The sequence below is a fragment of the Williamsia sp. Y712 genome (assembly GCF_059445525.1).
The window spans coordinates 469,129-485,689 of record NZ_JCAIUN010000004.1; the positions used below are offsets into that span (position 1 = coordinate 469,129).

At 64.0% G+C, this 16,561-nt stretch carries 15 protein-coding genes and 1 pseudogene; 8 read left to right on the forward strand and 8 right to left on the reverse strand.

Going from position 1 to position 16,561, the window contains the following annotated elements; all coding sequences use genetic code 11:
• Nucleotides 1–83 precede the first annotated feature (83 nt).
• Nucleotides 84–1,295: an HNH endonuclease gene (locus AC1D75_RS25360; protein ID WP_495518084.1), complete on the reverse strand. Its 1,212-nt coding sequence runs from the start codon at nucleotides 1,293–1,295 to the stop codon at nucleotides 84–86.
• Nucleotides 1,296–1,642: 347 nt separating this feature from the next.
• Between AC1D75_RS25360 and AC1D75_RS25365 the strand changes: the two genes are divergently transcribed.
• From AC1D75_RS25365 to AC1D75_RS25380, 4 genes and pseudogenes are all read left to right on the forward strand, one after another.
• A complete protein-coding gene (locus tag AC1D75_RS25365; RefSeq protein ID WP_495518085.1) occupies nucleotides 1,643–2,020 on the forward strand; it encodes an SdpI family protein in 378 nt (125 codons plus the stop codon).
• A 239-nt stretch (nucleotides 2,021–2,259) separates the two neighbouring features.
• Nucleotides 2,260–2,313, forward strand: a complete 54-nt coding sequence (locus AC1D75_RS25370; protein WP_011113070.1) for a chloramphenicol resistance leader peptide — start codon at nucleotides 2,260–2,262, stop codon at nucleotides 2,311–2,313.
• Nucleotides 2,314–2,334: 21 nt separating this feature from the next.
• Nucleotides 2,335–3,510, forward strand: coding sequence for a chloramphenicol efflux MFS transporter Cmx (cmx, locus tag AC1D75_RS25375; protein WP_495518086.1), 1,176 nt, complete (start codon nucleotides 2,335–2,337; stop codon nucleotides 3,508–3,510).
• Nucleotides 3,510–4,496, forward strand: a pseudogene (locus tag AC1D75_RS25380) (IS481 family transposase). Before cmx ends, AC1D75_RS25380 begins: the two are co-directional and overlap by 1 nt.
• On the opposite strand, the gene AC1D75_RS25385 reads toward AC1D75_RS25380, so the two are convergent.
• From AC1D75_RS25385 to AC1D75_RS25410, 6 genes are all read right to left on the reverse strand, one after another.
• Nucleotides 4,493–5,281 (reverse strand): SDR family NAD(P)-dependent oxidoreductase, encoded by a 789-nt coding sequence (locus AC1D75_RS25385; RefSeq protein ID WP_495518087.1) that lies wholly within the window; start codon nucleotides 5,279–5,281, stop codon nucleotides 4,493–4,495. The pseudogene AC1D75_RS25380 and the gene AC1D75_RS25385 sit on opposite strands and share 4 nt — an antisense overlap.
• Nucleotides 5,282–5,306: 25 nt before the next feature.
• The gene (locus tag AC1D75_RS25390; RefSeq protein WP_495518088.1) at nucleotides 5,307–5,963 is read right to left on the reverse strand and encodes a PaaI family thioesterase; all 657 of its coding nucleotides are present in this window, start codon (nucleotides 5,961–5,963) and stop codon (nucleotides 5,307–5,309) included.
• Nucleotides 5,960–6,829 (reverse strand): MaoC/PaaZ C-terminal domain-containing protein, encoded by an 870-nt coding sequence (locus tag AC1D75_RS25395; protein WP_495518089.1) that lies wholly within the window; start codon nucleotides 6,827–6,829, stop codon nucleotides 5,960–5,962. The genes AC1D75_RS25390 and AC1D75_RS25395 overlap by 4 nt, the downstream gene beginning before the upstream one ends.
• Before the next feature lie 22 nt (nucleotides 6,830–6,851).
• Nucleotides 6,852–9,053, reverse strand: a complete 2,202-nt coding sequence (locus AC1D75_RS25400; protein WP_495518090.1) for an acyl-CoA dehydrogenase family protein — start codon at nucleotides 9,051–9,053, stop codon at nucleotides 6,852–6,854.
• 73 nt (nucleotides 9,054–9,126) lie between these two features.
• Entirely contained in the window at nucleotides 9,127–10,290 is a 1,164-nt protein-coding gene (locus AC1D75_RS25405) for a steroid 3-ketoacyl-CoA thiolase (RefSeq protein ID WP_495518091.1), read from the reverse strand.
• A 252-nt stretch (nucleotides 10,291–10,542) separates the two neighbouring features.
• On the reverse strand, nucleotides 10,543–11,184 hold the full coding sequence (locus AC1D75_RS25410; protein WP_495518092.1) for a TetR/AcrR family transcriptional regulator: 642 nt from the start codon (nucleotides 11,182–11,184) through the stop codon (nucleotides 10,543–10,545).
• A 162-nt stretch (nucleotides 11,185–11,346) separates the two neighbouring features.
• Between AC1D75_RS25410 and AC1D75_RS25415 the strand changes: the two genes are divergently transcribed.
• The gene (locus tag AC1D75_RS25415) at nucleotides 11,347–12,885 is read left to right on the forward strand and encodes an FAD-dependent oxidoreductase (protein WP_495518093.1); all 1,539 of its coding nucleotides are present in this window, start codon (nucleotides 11,347–11,349) and stop codon (nucleotides 12,883–12,885) included.
• Between the two features lie 11 nt (nucleotides 12,886–12,896).
• Here AC1D75_RS25415 and hsaA read toward each other — a convergent pair whose 3' ends face one another.
• Nucleotides 12,897–14,063 (reverse strand): 3-hydroxy-9,10-secoandrosta-1,3,5(10)-triene-9,17-dione monooxygenase oxygenase subunit, encoded by a 1,167-nt coding sequence (gene hsaA, locus AC1D75_RS25420; RefSeq protein WP_495518094.1) that lies wholly within the window; start codon nucleotides 14,061–14,063, stop codon nucleotides 12,897–12,899.
• Nucleotides 14,064–14,247: 184 nt separating this feature from the next.
• Here hsaA and AC1D75_RS25425 point away from each other — a divergent pair, with 184 nt between their 5' ends.
• From AC1D75_RS25425 to AC1D75_RS25435, 3 genes are read left to right on the forward strand one after another with little or no spacing between them, the layout of a single operon-like run.
• Nucleotides 14,248–15,411, forward strand: a complete 1,164-nt coding sequence (locus tag AC1D75_RS25425) for a 3-ketosteroid-9-alpha-monooxygenase, oxygenase component (protein ID WP_495518095.1) — start codon at nucleotides 14,248–14,250, stop codon at nucleotides 15,409–15,411.
• Complete coding sequence (locus AC1D75_RS25430; RefSeq protein WP_495518096.1) at nucleotides 15,389–15,652, forward strand: hypothetical protein; 264 nt, start codon at nucleotides 15,389–15,391, stop codon at nucleotides 15,650–15,652. Before AC1D75_RS25425 ends, AC1D75_RS25430 begins: the two co-directional genes overlap by 23 nt.
• A 57-nt stretch (nucleotides 15,653–15,709) precedes the next feature.
• Complete coding sequence (locus tag AC1D75_RS25435; RefSeq protein ID WP_495518097.1) at nucleotides 15,710–16,498, forward strand: SDR family NAD(P)-dependent oxidoreductase; 789 nt, start codon at nucleotides 15,710–15,712, stop codon at nucleotides 16,496–16,498.
• Nucleotides 16,499–16,561 lie beyond the last annotated feature (63 nt).

Consider the following 16,561-nt stretch of genomic DNA (forward strand, 5'->3'; position numbering starts at 1 on the left):
GTCGATCACACTGTGAAGTTGTCAAAGGTGCGTGCGCGGTCCCGACTTGATCTCGGGTGCGCTGTGGTGGCGAGTTGGTTCAATCAGGCGGCGAGGGTGAGGGTTCGCCGGTTGTAGGCCGGTAAAGGTTTTCGCTGCGGGTCGACGTCGGCCGGTGGGATCAGCCACGGATGTCCGTCGGAGCCCATCATCACGTCCCAATCAGTGTTGTGAACCGCCATATGGCAGGTGCGGCACAACAGACAACCGTTCTCCAACGTGGTCGGGCCGCCGTCGACGAAGTGCACGATGTGGTGGCAGTCCGACCAGCTGGCATGCCCCCCGCACTTCACACAGCAGGAATCGCGGATGATGATCGCCTTACGGACCAGGCCGGTGAACAATCGTTTCGGCGGTCTCAGATCGATCGGTACGTCCTGCCCGTCGAGGGTGATCGAGGTGATCGACGAATCACAGGCCAACATCGCAGCGGTCGTTTCGGTGACCGGACCCATCCACGGCAGCGTGGCAGCCTCGGGATGATCGGCGGGAACGGTCACCATTACCTCGGTTCGCGGCGCCGACACCAGTGTTTGACCGCCGCCGCCGCAATCCAACAGTTGATGTAACGCATCAGCGCGGCGCTGGGTCGGAGAACGCGGATCATCGGAGCCATCGGGTTCAGGACGCGCCCTTGACCAGAAGTCCAACGCGGAGAACAGCTTTTCCCCGATCACCGCATCAAGATCGAATGTGCCGACACAGCGGCCCTCGTGAACTTTGTATTCGAGACTGTTCAGCGACCGGTCCTCCGCCGGCGGCGGACCACCCGTGTCTTTCGCCACCTCGTTCCCCAGCGCTCGGGCTGACGCGCTGATCTCTGCGGGTGGCGCTCCGGAGATGGCGTGGTTCAACAATTTCCGTTCGAACTTGATCTGTTGCTCAGCGGTGATCGGATCCTCGGACCGCCCGACGACATGCGCGACGCCCTTGACCACCGCGTCGACGTGTTCGGAGGACAGGAACCCGTCCCGTGAATAGCCGGCGGTACGATCCAGGCCTGCGAGGCCCGGTCCGATGCGCAACCACCGATACGCCGATGCTGGTGCCGAACCATTGGCCTGCAACAACTTTGACGTGGTAGACCCCTCCTTACGGGCGATACCCGACTCGTCGATCACCGCGGCGCACACCGCGAGCTGATGCTCGGTGGCGTTGCGTAGGGTGATCAGATCCTTCGCCATGCCCAACGTGGCAGTTGGATCATCGGGTATGACCAGGTCGACCAGATCGTCGACCATCTCGAGAAGTCGCATAGCACAGCACCTTCCAAGGAGAGAGCAAACCGGGGGCGTCGACCGGAGTGTCTCTGCGGGGAAGGCGTCAGATACGTGATGCTTGTGGGCGACTGACTCCAGACTACCTGCTCGAACAGATGTTCGCAATGGATTCGTGAATCAATACCGTTCTGGCACAATATATTTCGATAGCCAGGCAAAATATCTCGTGTCTTCCCCGATGAAGGGCCGAACTGTCGAGGGGTGCAGGAACCACCCCGGACGGCCGCCATAGGCATCGATTCGCATACAGTCACGCGTGTCCCATCGGGAACCCACCCGGGACACTGCGTTGGTGTCAACAATCTGACGAAGGGGTCTGGGCGGTGGCTTCATCTGACTTGCTGGGTCTGACGGCATCGCTGACGTCGTCGACGCTTATCGTCGCGTTCGTTGCCGGACTCATGCCGCGGCTCGTCGGCAATGAACCGAATCCCGTTATGGGCATACGCACGAAGGCCACCATGGCGAGCCCCGAAGCGTGGCAGTTGGCCCATCAGATAGCGCGGCCGCTTCTGCGCCGGACTGTGTGGACAGCCGTTGCAGGATTATGCATGCAGGTCGCGATCGGTGTCGTGACAGGTTTCGGGTCCGTGGTGTCAGCTGTCGCTGCACTCGCCGTGTTTCTGGTAGTGCTCGTCGTCCTGCTGTACGCAGCGTTGAAGGGCAACAACGCGGCGAAATCGCTGCGTTCGTGCATGTAGCAACCGCGTGAAAGGACAATTGCCAGACGTGCCCTAGTAGTGATGTCCATGGACGTTGTTCTGCCCCCGCGCGAAATGACACCGTGCCGATTCAAGACGTATCTGTCCAGACCGCTCACCATTGAAGGCGTGTAGATTTTGGGGCATGTCGAGTCCCGAATCAGACAGGTCAGGGGTTGTTGGTCACACCGCCAGCCCCTTGAACCACTAGTTACGACGCCCACGATCTGTGTGGGCGTATCTCTGGCGTACCCGGGGCGCTGGCCGTGGTGACAAGAAGAACAATTTCTTGATCTCACACCTCGGAGTACTCGATGCCTTTTGCTCTCTACACGCTTGCCCTGGCGGTCTTCGTCATGGGCACTTCAGAATTCATGCTCGCGGGATTGCTCCCCGCGATCGCGACCGAACTTGACGTCTCGGTCGGCACTGCGGGCCTGCTGACCTCCGCATTCGCGGTCGGTATGGTCATCGGCGCGCCAGTTATGGCGGCATTCGCTCGCCGTTGGCCACCGCGGCCCACATTGATCGTCTGCTTTCTCGTGTTCGCGGGAAGCCACGTCATCGGAGCGATGACACCCGTGTTCTCTCTCCTGCTCGTCACCCGGGTGCTCAGCGCTCTCGCAAACGCAGGATTCCTCGCCGTAGCACTGAGCACGGCCACTACCCTCGTGCCAGCGAACCAGAAGGGACGTGCACTGTCGATCCTGCTCTCCGGCACGACGATCGCAACCGTAGTGGGCGTCCCCTCCGGGGCACTGCTCGGCACAGCGCTGGGCTGGCGGACGACGTTCTGGGCGATCGCCATCCTCTGTATTCCCGCGGCCGTTGGAGTCATTCGTGGAGTCACGAACAACGTTGGTCGGAGCGCGACTAGCGCGACCTCACCAAGGCTCCGTGCCGAGCTCAGCCAGTTGGCGACACCGCGGCTCATCTTGGCCATGGCACTCGGAGCGCTGATCAACGGAGGGACCTTTGCGGCATTCACCTTCCTGGCACCCGTCGTGACCAAGACCGCGGGCTTGACTGATGGGTGGGTGTCCGTCGCGCTGGTGATGTTCGGCATCGGATCATTCCTTGGCGTCACAATCGCAGGACGCCTATCAGATCAACGACCTGGCCTCGTGCTCGCAGTCGGCGGACCGCTATTGCTGACAGGCTGGATCGTGTTGGCAGTGGTCGCATCCCATCCCGTTGCGTTTATCGTCCTCGTCCTCATTCAGGGCTTCCTGTCGTTCGGCGTCGGCAGCACTCTGATCACGCGGGTGCTGTATGCAGCGTCGGGTGCGCCAACGATGGGCGGTTCGTACGCCACTGCGGCGCTGAACATCGGAGCTGCCGCGGGGCCGGTGCTTGGTGCCTTCGGACTCGCGACCGGGCTGGGGTTGCTCGCGCCGGTTTGGGTCGCCTCGGTGCTGACAGCGATCGCTCTCGTCATCATGCTTCTCACAGGGCGCGCGCTCACGAAGACCGCGGCGGAGACCAATTGATGACTCATCCGAACGCGCTTCTCACTCCTCGTACCCGTCTCCGGTTAGCTCGTCTGATTGTCGAAGACGGCTATCCGGCCACGATCGCCGCAAGATGTTCATGGTCTCCCCGATCACTGCCCGGAAATGGGCCGGTCGCTACAGGGAAGAAGGCGAATTTGGGATGCAGGATCGCTCCAGCAAGCCGCACCGGATCCCAAGCAGGACGCCCGAGCATGTCAAGAAGAAGATCATCACCTGCGCTGGCGGCTTCGACAGGGGCCGGCCCAGATCGCTGCGCGACTTGGTCTCTCGACGTCCACTGTTCACGCGGTCCTCGTCCGTTGCCGCGTGAACCGCCTCTCGCATATCGATCGTGTCACTGGCGAGCCCTTGCGGCGATATGAGCATCCTTATCCGGGATCGTTGATTCATGTCGATGTCACGAAGTTCGACAACATCCCCGACGGCGGTGGACATCGTTACGTAGGTCGGCAGCAAGGCGCACGGAACAAGCTCGCGACTCCGGGATTACCACGAGGAAAAGACCACAAGCCGCGCACCGGAACGGCGTTCGTTCACACAGTCATCGACGACCACTCCCGCGTCGCATACGCAGAAATCTGGTCGGACGAGCAGGCGAGCACCGCGGTGGGAGTTCTCGAACGCGCCGTGGCCTGGTTCGCCGAACGAGGCGTGACCGTCGAGCGAGTCCTATCCGACAACGGGTCGGCCTACAGATCCCACGTATGGAGGGACTTCTGCGCTCGGCTCGGCATCCGACACAAGCGGACACGCCCTACCGGCCGCAGACGAACGGGAAGATCGAGCGATTCCACCGCACGCTCGGGGACGGATGGGCCTATCCCAGGTTTTACGGTTCAGAAGCCGAACGACGCCTGGCACTGCCCGGCTGGCTCCACGTCTACAACCACCACCGACACCACTCTGCGGTTGGCGGCGCACCCTTCGACCGACTCAACAACGTCCCTGGACATCACACCTAGTCGACAGCAGGCGCCCATTGGACGCCGTTGATGTGGGCACCACCGTCGACGAAGAGGGTGTTGCCGGTCAGATACCGGCTGTCGTCGCTCGCCAGGAAGACAGCAACGGGACCGATGTCGTCGAGCGGATCACCGATCCGGCCCATCGGATTCTCCGCAGCCATGCCTGCGGCCATCTGGGGGTTGGCCTCGACCACCCGCTTGTAGGCCTCGCTCTGTGCGCCGGGACAGATCACGTTGCAGCACACCTGATGTGGCGCCCACTCCCGGGCCGCGGTCCGGGTCAGGCTGCGCAGGGCCTCTTTGGCAGCGTTGTACTGCACCGAGTACATGTGCGCGTTGACACCGTTGAGCGAGCACAGGTTGATGACGCGTCCGGTGCCGTTCTTCTGCAATTCCGGCAGGGCCCTTTGCATCGCCCAGAACGCCGCCATCACCGCCATGTCGAAACCGCCACGCAGCTGCTCATCGGTCATGTTCTCCAGGCGCGCATAGCCGGAGCCGCGCCAGGCGTTGTTGACCAAGATGTCGAGCCTGCCGAAACGCTCCACCGCCACGTCCACCATGGCCAGGACCTGAGCCTTGTCGGTGACGTCGGTGCGGACGAACTCCGCGGCAACACCCCAGTCGTCGCGCAACCATGCGGCGGTCTGTTCGCCTGCAGCAGTGTCGATCTCGGCGACGACAACCGAGGCGCCCTCGCGGGCAAACGCCCCGGCCATGCCTCGACCGATACCCATACCGGCTCCGGTGACCACAGCCACCCTGCCGTCCAACTTGGCCATGAAGTCTCCTTCGCCCGGTTCCCGCCTAGCGCGGGCGGGGCACCGTCTTGTCGATGAACAATGCCTCAACCGAGACACAGACCGTTCCGTCCGCGGTGCGGATGTCGCCAACGGTGGTGATCTTCTTGCCGTCTTCCGTCATCAACTGTCCGCGTATGGTCAGCGGCTCGAACAACGGTGTCGGCGCGTGATACCGCACATTGAGTTGTGCGGTGGCACCACTGCGACCGGCCCAGGCGTTGGCCACACCGAGTGTGTGATCGAGCAACATCGCCGACACGCCACCGTGGACATGGCCGGGTGGGCCCTGGTAGGGGAACGTCAAACTCACGACACCCTCGACATGGCCTTCATCTCGGCCGACCAACGTCAGCGGTGGTGCGATGGCGTTCTTGGGGCCGGTGACCGGGTCGTGGCCGGTGACACCCTCTCCACGCCACATGTCGATCAGCCGGACGGCGACCTCGGGTGCGTGTTCTTCGAGGTGCTCGGCGATGCTGTTCAATTCCTCGGTGACGCGGTCGAGGTTGGCGTTTGTCCGATCGGTACGCAGCAGCGCGTCCACCACGCGCCGCGCCGCAGCGGTGGCCCGATCCACAGGCTCCTCGCCCGGCATGGATGTGAGGACGATGCCATCCGGCGCGTTCCCGACAGTCGGATGCTCGTTTGAATCCAGGGTCATCGAATCTCCATCGTGGCGTGGGTGAGGATCGGCTGCTGATCGCGTTCAACGCAGACGGCCTGCAAGATCAACTGGTTGTCTTCGCGCCAGACGGAGGTCTCGATGGTCTCCCCCGGGCACAGCGATCCGGCGAATCGCACCGAATAGGACTGCACCACTGCGGGATCACCGTCGAGGACACCATCGATCACGGCCTTGCAGACGACGCCGTACGACGCCAGTCCGTGCAGGATCGGTTGTTCGAAACCGGCCATCTTCGCAAACGCCGGATCGGCATGCAACGGATTCATGTCGCCACTGAGCCGGTACACCAACGCCTGCTGCGCGGTGGTCGGGGAAACGAGGACCTTGTCCGGCTCCCGATCCGGGATCACTGTCACCGCATCAGGACCGGCCGGTCCCCCGAATCCGCCTTCGCCGCGGGCCCAGATCTGCATCGAACTGGTCCACAGCGGATTCCCGTCGACATCGGTGGCCGCCTGTTCGAGGACGATCACCGCCGCCTTGCCCTTGTCCCACACATCGGAAACGCGCGATGCGATCTGCGCGGTACCGGACACCGGGATGGGTGCATGCAGTTGCAGCGACTGTCCGCCGTGCAGGATCTTGCGCAGGTCGATGTCGATGCCCGGCAGGTTCATCCCCGGCGCTGCGATCGCACCGGCCGAAATACCCTGTCCGGCAACCATTGCGAAGGTCGGGACCACCCGCAGCTTCTTTTCGTACGCCCAGGCCAACTCGGCCGGATCCAGATTGTTCACACCCGCACCGAGGCCCAGGTGATAAAGCAGGACGTCTCGCTCGGTCCAGGACACGTCGCGGACGGTCGGCTCGGCGGACAATGCCACGTTCAGGTCGATACCCACGGCTAGGACTCCTTCGTAGTGGTCATGCCCGCGCCGACTTCACCGGTTCCGGGTCGCGGGGCAGGCCCAGGATCCGCTCACCGATGATGTTCAGCTGGACATTGGTGGTACCGCCGGCGATCGAGAGGCACTGGGAGTTGAGGAACTGTTGGGTGTGTGACCACCGATCCTGCTCACCCAGGAGCGAGGACGGGCCGGACCACTCCATCGCGACCTCCCACACCTGCTGGATGTGCTCGACACCGAGCAGCTTTGCGATCGACGACTCGGCGCCCGGTTGACCGCCGGTGAGCGACCGCAGCGTGGTCCGCAAGCCCATCAACCCACCGGTCTGCGCGTCGCACAACACCTTTCCCAGGACGGTCATCTGCTCGGCGTCGAGGCCACCGGGCACCGTTGCCGCCAGATCGAGCAGCGCTTCGCCACCGGAGCCCAGTGACGAGTCGTTGGACAGGGAGACACGTTCGTTGGCCAGGGTGGTGCGGGCCAGCTTCCACCCGTCACCGGGCTGCCCGACCAGGAACTCATCGGGCACGAACACGTCGTCGAAAAAGACCTCGTTGAACAGTGATTCGCCGGTGATCTCCCGCAGCGGCCGGATATCGAGGCCTTCACTGTTCCTGATGTCGATCAGGAAGTACGACAGGCCTTTGTGTTTGGCGACGTCACCGTCGGTGCGTGCCAGGCAGATGCCCCAGTGCGCATCGCGAGCCATCGAGGTCCACACCTTCTGGCCCTGCAGCTTCCAGCCACCGTCGACCTTGGTGGCCTTGGTGCTCAGTCCGGCCAGATCCGACCCCGCACCGGGTTCGGAGAACAGCTGGCACCAGACGATGTCGCCGCGGAGTGACGGCGGAAGGAACCGCTGCAGTTGCTCGTCACTGCCGTGGGCGATCAAGGTGGGAACCACCCAGTTGCCGATGATCATGTCGTGCGGCTCGAGCTCGGCGGCCCGCAGTTCGTCGGCGATGACCAACTGGGTGATGGCATCGGCACCCTTGCCCCACGGGGCGGCCAGATGTGGTGCCGTATAACCGTTGTCCGCCAAGAACGCCTTGCGTTCGGCATCGTCGAGCGCTACCGCACCGGCGAGTTCGGCCCGGATCTCGGCGCGAATCTGTTCGGCCTCCGGCGGGAGGTCGATGCCAAGGACACGACGCGCACCATCGATGGTGAGGGCGGCGACCCGACGACGCCAGGTGGCAGTCGAACCCAGCATGATTCGAAGCGTCTGCGCGCGACGCAGATACAGATGTGCGTCGTGTTCCCACGTGTAGCCGATACCACCGAGAATCTGGATGCAGTCCTTGGTGACGGTGAACGCGGCCTCAGGCGCAACCGAGCCGGCGACAGCCGCGGCCAGGGAAGCCTCGACAAGATCGGTGTCCGGTCCCATCGCGCGCGCGGCGTCCCAGGCCGTCACCCGCGCCTGTTCGGTCAGCCCGAGCATGCGCGCGGCCTTGTGCTTGACACCCTGGAACTGGCCGATGACCCGGCCGAATTGCTGCCGGACACGGGCATATTCGGCCGCGGTGGTGGTGGCCCAGTCGGCCAGACCAGCGGCTTCGGCGGAGAACAGCGTGGCCGCGATGTCGAGGACCCGCTGCGAATTCAGTCCGAGGACATCCGCGTCGGACAACTCGAGGCCGTCGACCGTGGCCTCGGCGTTGCGCCGAACGAGATCGTGGCCCGGCAGGTCGGTGAGGTCGAGACGCTCGCGGGATACCACGACATAGGCGAGGGCACCGTTGTCCTCGACGGCCAGCAGGAACAGGTCACCCACCTGGCCCCCGAGGATGTGACTGGAAGTCCCGGACAACGTCACCGTGCCGTTGTCACGTGTCAACCGCAGCGAACCGGGTTGCAGCGCAACCGCTCCGAACAGCGAGCCGTCGGCGAGCCCGGCGAGTTCGGCGGTCCGGCCGGCCTCGTGCAGAACCGTCGAGACGACAGCGGTCGGCAGGAACGGTCCGGGCACCATCGAGCGCCCGAGTTCCTCGGTGACGATGGCGAGCTCGACCAGTCCGACACCGGCACCACCGAATTCCTCAGGCAGGTGAAGTCCGAGCATGCCGAGTTCGGCCAACGACGACCAATAGCTCGGGCGCAGTTCGGTTTTGGCTTCCACCGCATCCCGGATCACGGTCGGGGTCGCGTGGCGCGCGGCCCATCCCCGCACGGAATCGCGCAGTTCGCGGTCGTCGTCAGTGAGTTCAATTCCCATGTCGTTCAATTCCCATGTTGTTCAGGCCGCTGTTGTTCAGGCCGCTGTCGGACTCGTGGTTTCGGACGGGGTGTCAGATGCGTTCGATGATGGTCGCGGTCGACAACGCACCGCCGGCGCACATCGTGATCAGCGCGGTCGACTTGTCGCTGCGTTCGAGTTCGTGCAGCGCGGTGGTGATCAGTCGCGATCCGGTCGAACCGACCGGGTGGCCGAGCGCGATGGCTCCACCGTTGACGTTGACCTTCGACATGTCGGCCTCGTAGACCTGCGCCCACGAAAGGACAACAGAGGCGAATGCCTCATTGATCTCGACGATGTCGATGTCGCCCAACGACATTCCGCTGCGCTCGAGCACCATCCGGGTCGAGTCGACCGGTCCGTCGAGGTGGTAGTACGGGTCGGAGCCGACCATTGCCGATGAGACGATGCGCGCGCGGGGACGCAGGCCTGCCTGAGCCGCCTTCTCCTCGCTCATCAGCAACACCGCGGCTGCGCCGTCGCTGACCTGCGATGAGTTGCCTGCGGTGTGCATGCCGTCCTCGATGACCGGCTTCAGCGCGGCCAACCCTTCGGCCGTGGTGTCGCGCAGGCCGCCGTCGCGCGTCACCGTGGCGATCTCGCCACTGGGCGTGCCTTCCTTGTCGACAACGGGTGCCTGCACGGGCACGATCTCGCGGTCGAAACGACCCTCGGCCCAGGCCGCAGCCGCGCGGAGCTGCGATTGCAGACCAAGCGCGTCGACGTCGCCACGCTTGATGCCGCGACGCTCTGCGATGCGTTCGGCCGAGGTGAACTGATCACGCATGTCGATGGTCCAGTCATCCGGATACGGATTCCCGGTACCGGGGGCGTTGGCCTGACCGAGGAACACCCGGCTCATCACCTCGACGCCACAACCGATGCCGGCGTCGATCTGGCCGGACGCGATCAGGCCGGCAACCATGTGCACGGCCTGCTGCGAGGAGCTACATGCGCAGTCGATCGTGGTCGCGGCCGTGGTGTAGGGCAGTCCGGCATGCAGCCAGGCCTGCCGCGTGACGTTGTTGGACTGCTCGCCTGCCTGGGTGACACAGCCACCGACCAGCTGTCCGACGTCGGATGCCGGCAGACCCGTGCGGTCGAGCACGGCCTGCTGGGCAGCACCCAGCAAGACGGCCGGGTGCAGGCCGGACAATGCTCCGCGGCGACGACCGATCGGTGTGCGCGCTGCTTCCACGATGACGACATTGTTCATGTTCGCTCCTTCGAATGGCGCGAGAAGTTCAGGCGCCCAGGGGGTATTTTTAGAATGTATTCTATTTATTGACGCCGAGCAATGTTCCGCAGCGGGTTTCGGTGTATCAGAAAGAATCAGACCGTACGGTCGACGACTTCCACACGCATAACCGCAATTTGGACACGCTCAGGGGCTTTTCTGGGTCCAGTCGACGGCCGTTTCGGCACGCTCGACAGAAATCGCAGGGCCAGCGAAGAGAACGTATTTCAGTCAGAAATGATTGTGCGACATCCGCGCCTGATCGCTGGGTGACATCCGCGCCAACAGGAGGTCACACGCGGAGCGGATATCTGATTCCGCGTCGGGGATGGAGATGCGTCCGTTCAGGCACGACTGGATCACTCCCAGCCACAGCTGCATCAACAGCCGGACGGCGGTGTGGTCGTCCTCGGTGGGATCCTCGATCCCGGCCGCCGACATCACGATCTCGTGGAACAGACGGTCGACTTTGCCCGCGTCGGGCACTGTCGCCGCGTTGGCGGTGCTGCTCGATTGGATGATCGCCGTCGACAGCGCCGGCCTGCGAAGAAGACCCCGCGTCGCCCGGACGAGTACCTCGTAGATGGCGTCCTTGCCGCCGTTCGCCGCCGGGGGCCGCTGCTCCAGATTCTCGTTGATCTGCTCGATCTGCTCGACCATGACGGCCACGAAAAGGTGCGTTTTCGAGGGGAAATACCGGTACAACGTACCGATCGCCACGCCCGCGCGTCTGGCCACTTCCTGCATCTGGACCCGCGCGAACTCTTTCTCGTTCGCCAACTCCGCTGCGGCCTCGAGTATCCGGACATGGCGGGCCCGCTGATGGTCGGAACTGGGTTCCGCAGCGTCTCGCGCCTCGGCGATTCTGGGCACCGTCCAACCTCCTGTTCATGCGCTGTCCTGCGATCTGGATATCTGACTGTCTCACCAGCCTAGGAAACGATCGTATTCTGCCCACTCAGTGGGATATCCGGCGTGTCCAAAGCCGGAATGCGCTTGCGTGGGACTCCGACTCGACCAGATGGAGGAATGACGATGCAGGACTGGACCATTCAATGCGACGTGCTAGTTGTGGGATCTGGCGGTGGCGCCCTGACCGGCGCGTATACAGCGGCAGCCAATGGCTTGGACACCATCGTGTTGGAAAAGACCGGTCTGTTCGGCGGTACGTCGTCGTATTCGGGTGCGTCGATCTGGTTGCCAGGGACCGCCGCGCAGGAACGCGCCGGCCTCGATGATTCGACGGAAAAGGCGCGAACCTATCTGCGGGCCGTTGTCGGTGACAACGAAATCGACCGCCAAGAGGCATACGTGACGACCGCCCCGGCGGTGGTCGAGTTCCTCGAACGTGATCCGCACATCGAGTTCGTTTACCAGGCATTTCCCGACTACTACAAGGCACCGGGACGGATGGATACGGGCCGCTCGATCAATCCCGTCGCCCTGCCCAGCGACGAGATCGGCGACCTTCGCGAACTGGTCCGGCCCGAACCGCACATCGACCGCGCCGGACAGAAGCATCCGGACACGACCCTCATCGCCGGACGCGCCCTCATCGGCCGCCTGCTGCTGGCGTTGCAGGGCACCGGCCACGCGGATCTGCGCACCAATACGTCCGCTCGGTGGATCCTGACCGAGGGTGACCGGGTCGTGGGTGTCGAGGCCGTGACAGCCGACGGCGAGATCCTGCGCATCCACGCCAAGCGTGGTGTTCTGCTGGCTGCGGGCGGTATCGAGGGCAGCACCGAACTGCGCTCGGTGAACCACACTCCCGGCCGCGCGGACTGGAGCATGGGCCCGAAGGGTGCCAACACCGGCGACCTGATCCGCGCAGCAGTCGAGATCGGCGCGGACACCGCGCTGCTCGACGAGGCCTGGTGGTGCCCGGGTGTCGAGTTGCCCGATGGTTCCGGCGCGTTCATGGTTGGTGTCCGCGGCGGCCTCCTGGTCGACTCGTCCGGCAACCGGTACCTCAACGAGTCGCTGCCCTACGACCAGTTCGGCCGGGCGATGATCGCTCGCGGTGCCGACTCCGCCATTCCGTCGTACCTGGTCTTCGACTCGGTCGAAGGCGGCCCGGTCCTGCCCGCGATCGTGATCCCCGAGGTCTCGGCGCAAGAACATCTCGACGCCGGAACGTGGGTGCGTGCGGACTCCATCGAGGAACTCGCCGAGAAGATCGGCGTGCCCGCCGAGGCGCTGCGACACACCGTTGACGGATTCAACGACGCAGCCAAGCGCGGAATCGACGACGATTTCCACCGCGGCGAAGACCCTTACGACGCATTCTTCTGCCGCCCGAGCGACGACCGGCCGAACGCCGCACTGCGACCGGTAACCACCGGTCCGTACTACGCGGCCCGCATCATCCTCAGCGATCTGGGCACCAAGGGCGGTGTCCGCACCGACGTCGACGCCCGGGTGCTGCGCAAAGACGACACCGTGATCGATGGTCTCTACGCGGCAGGCAACACGAGCGCGTCGCTCAGCGGCAAGTTCTACCCGGGTCCCGGGGTGCCGCTCGGGACCGCGATGGCGTTCTCCTACCGCGCCGTCCAGCACATGATGGGCTGACTCCCCAGGGGTCAGACGAGGTTGTCCTCGACCGTCAACCCGAACGCTCCCCGGCCGTACAAGGCCAGGGCGCGTTCGGGTTCGTTCGCGACGTGAACACTGCCCGCGTGGGCATCACGCCACGCCCGTTCGATCGGATTTCCCCGGGTCAGAGAGTTGCCGCCGGCCGTCTTGAACAACAGGTCGATGGCTTCGACTGACCGTTCCGCGGCCCGGACCTGATCCCGGCGGGCCCGCAACCGCATCCACATCGGCAGATCTTCGCCGGCCCGGGCCAGATTCCACATATCCCGGACGTTGCGATCCATCTGCAGGATCGCGGCATCGATCTCCGACGCCGCCCGGGCCACGGCCACCTGTGCGGACTGATCCTCAGCGAACCGGCCACCACCGAGGCTGAGCCGCACCCGCTCACGCATCGTCGTCAGATATGACTCATGACATCCGGCCACCACACCCACGATCGGTGCTGCGACGGCGGAGGTGAAGATCGTCGCAAAAGGCAGTCGGTACAGCGGCCCGGTGTTGATCTTCTGCCCGCGACCGCGAAGCTGAGCGGTCTCATAGTTCCTGATGGTGCGGTGTTCGGGCACAAACGCCTTCGTGACGGTGATTTCGTTGCTGGCCGTACCGCGCATCCCGACCACGTCCCACACGTCCTGGATGCTGTAGTCGCTCCGCGGCACCAGCACGGTCATGAAATCGACCGGCCTGCCGTCGGCTCCGAACACCAGCGCACCGAGCAGCGCCCACGATGCGTGTTCACAGCCAGAGGAGAACCTCCAATTCCCGGTGAGTTCGAATCCACCGTCGACCGGCGCGAGTTTGCCCACCGGCGCATAGGCCGACGACAGCAGCTCCGATTGGTTCTCGCCCCACACGTCGTCCTGGGCCCGCTGATCGAACAGCGCCAGGTGCCACGGATGAACCCCCAGCACCGACGCCACCCATCCGGTGGATCCGCAGGCCCCCGCGATGGCTCGGACGACCTCGTAGAACTCGACGGGATCACCTTCTGCCCCGCCATAGCGTTTGGGTTGCAACATCTTCAACACTCCGGCCTGCTGCAGGTCGGCGATCACCTCGGCCGGCACATGTCGCGATTCGTCGACCTCACGCGCCCGATCGGCGATCGTGGGCAGCAAGTTACGAACTGTATGCAGAACCTCGTTGGTCATCGTCAAAAAACTCCATCAGTGCGTTGCGGGCCGTTCTGGTGATGGTAGGCCGGTGTCGTCCACCGAATGGTCGGCGCGGTAGGTCTCGGTTAGTGGGACATGACCTTTGGATGTGTGCGCGATCACCTAGCGTTCTGGACAGCAGCTCTGCAGCCACACTCTCCATGGAAAGGACGGACGCATCGTGACCACACCGCAGTCCGAATCAGTCGAGATCCGCGAAATCGAGACCGGGACCCCGCCCGCACGTTTCGCCCGAGGCTGGCACTGCCTCGGCCTCTCCGATTCTTTCCGGGACGGCAAGCCGCATCCGGTCCACGCCTTCGACACCAAGTTGGTGGTGTTCGCCAACAGCGACGGAGAGCTGGCGATCCTCGACGCGTTCTGCCGCCACATGGGCGGTGACCTGAGCCAGGGCACCATCAAGGGTGACGAGGTGGCCTGCCCGTTCCACGATTGGCGTTGGGGCGCCAACGGCCGCTGCAAGAACATCCCGTACGCGCGCCGGGTCCCTCCCGTGGCGAAGACACGGTCGTGGAAGGTGCTCGACCAGGACGGCATGCTGTTCGTCTGGCACGATCCCGAGGGCAATCCCCCGCCCGCTGATGTCACCATCCCCCGCATCGAGGGTGCGCTCAGCGACGAGTGGTCGGACTGGGTCTGGTACCGGATCGAGGTCGACACCAACTGCCGCGAGGTCGTCGACAACATCGTCGACATGGCGCACTTCTTCTACGTGCACTACTCGTTCCCGACGTTCTTCAAGAACGTCTTCGAGGGTCACGTCGCCAGCCAGTTCATGCGCGGCCAGGCCCGTGAGGACATGCGCCCGCACGCCACCGGTCAGCCCCGCATGCTGGGAAGCCGCTCGGAGGCAACATACTTCGGACCCTCCTTCATGGTCGATGACCTGGTGTACCAGTACGAGGATCACGACGTCGAGTCGGTCCTGATCAACTGCCACTACCCGGTCAGCGCCGACAAGTTCGTGTTGCAGTACGGCATGATCGTCAAGAAGTCGAGCCACCTCGAGGGCGACGCCGCCGACGAGATGGCCAAGAACTTCGGCGTCTTCATCGCCAAGGGTTTCGAGCAGGACATCGAGATCTGGAAGAACAAGACGCGCATCGAGAACCCGTTGCTCTGTGAAGAAGACGGACCCGTCTACCAGCTCCGCCGGTGGTACGACCAGTTCTACGTCGATATCGCCGACGTGACACCCGAGATGACCGAACGCTTCGAGTTCGAACTCGACACGACCCGTGCGGTCGAGTCGTGGAAGAAGGAAGTGGCAGCAAACCTCGAACGAAACGCAGCAGGCACCGATGCAGCCGTTGCAGTGCACTGAGTGCGCAGCCGAGGTCCTGGTCGAGAAGAACAGTTGGGAACACACCTCGGTGCAGTGGAACCCCGCCGCCCGCAGTGCATGCCGGGATTTCTCCGGTGAACAGACCGGCGCAGCCCGCCGGTCCGGCGCTCCGCGCGAACGGTGCCGCTTCCTGACCGAGGCGATCGAAGCCGGCGCGCGCGCAGGTTCGGTTTCGATTCTCGACACCACACCGGTTCGGCCACTCGGTTCGTTGCACTGAACAATTCGCCGGGACGCGAGAGTTTGCCCGGCAACGCAGATTTTGAAGGAGCATGTCTTGATCGACAAGAGCTATTACGGTCCGTGGGCGGTGATCGCCGGCGGTTCCGAAGGTGTCGGCGCATCGTTCGCCGACGAACTGAGCAAGGCGGGTATCAATCTGGTGCTGATCGCCCGGAAGCCCGGTCCCCTCGAGGAAACCGCTCAGCACGCGCGTTCCAATGGGGTCGAGGTCCGTACCCTGGCCCTCGATCTCCTGGCCCCCGACGCCTTCGATCAGATCCGTGCGGCAACCGATGACGTCGAGGTCGGGCTGTTGATCTTCAACGCCGGAGCCAACAGCTACGGCCACGAGTTCGTCACCGGTGATCTGGCCGGCTTCCAGGGCGTGATCGACCTGAACGTCACCTCGCAGCTGACCCTGTCGCATCATTTCGGCGCCAAGATGAAAGACCGTGGGCGCGGCGGCATCATGCTGCTGGGTTCGCTGTCGGGCTACATGGGTGCCGAACATCAGAGCATCTACGCTGCCTCGAAGGCCTTCGGCCGCATCTTCGCCGAGAGTCTGTGGCTCGAACTCGAACCGTTCGGCGTGCACGTGGTCGAACTCGTCCTGGGTGTCACCCGGACCCCTGCCATGGTTCGGGCCGGACTCAACTTCGACATCCCCGGCATGAACGTCGCCGAGCCTGAAGATGTTGCGCGTGAAGGACTCGAACACCTCACCGACGGTCCCCTGTGGGTTGCAGGCGGCAACTACGAGGCCGCTCAGAAACGCAACGGCTTCCCTCGCGCCAAGCTTGTCAAGGGCGCCGCTGAGAGTATGCGTAAGCTGCTCGGTCGCTGACACTTTCGGCCCGTACATCACGTGGTCCTGCCCGGCTCGTCTGACGACGAGTCGGGCAGACCT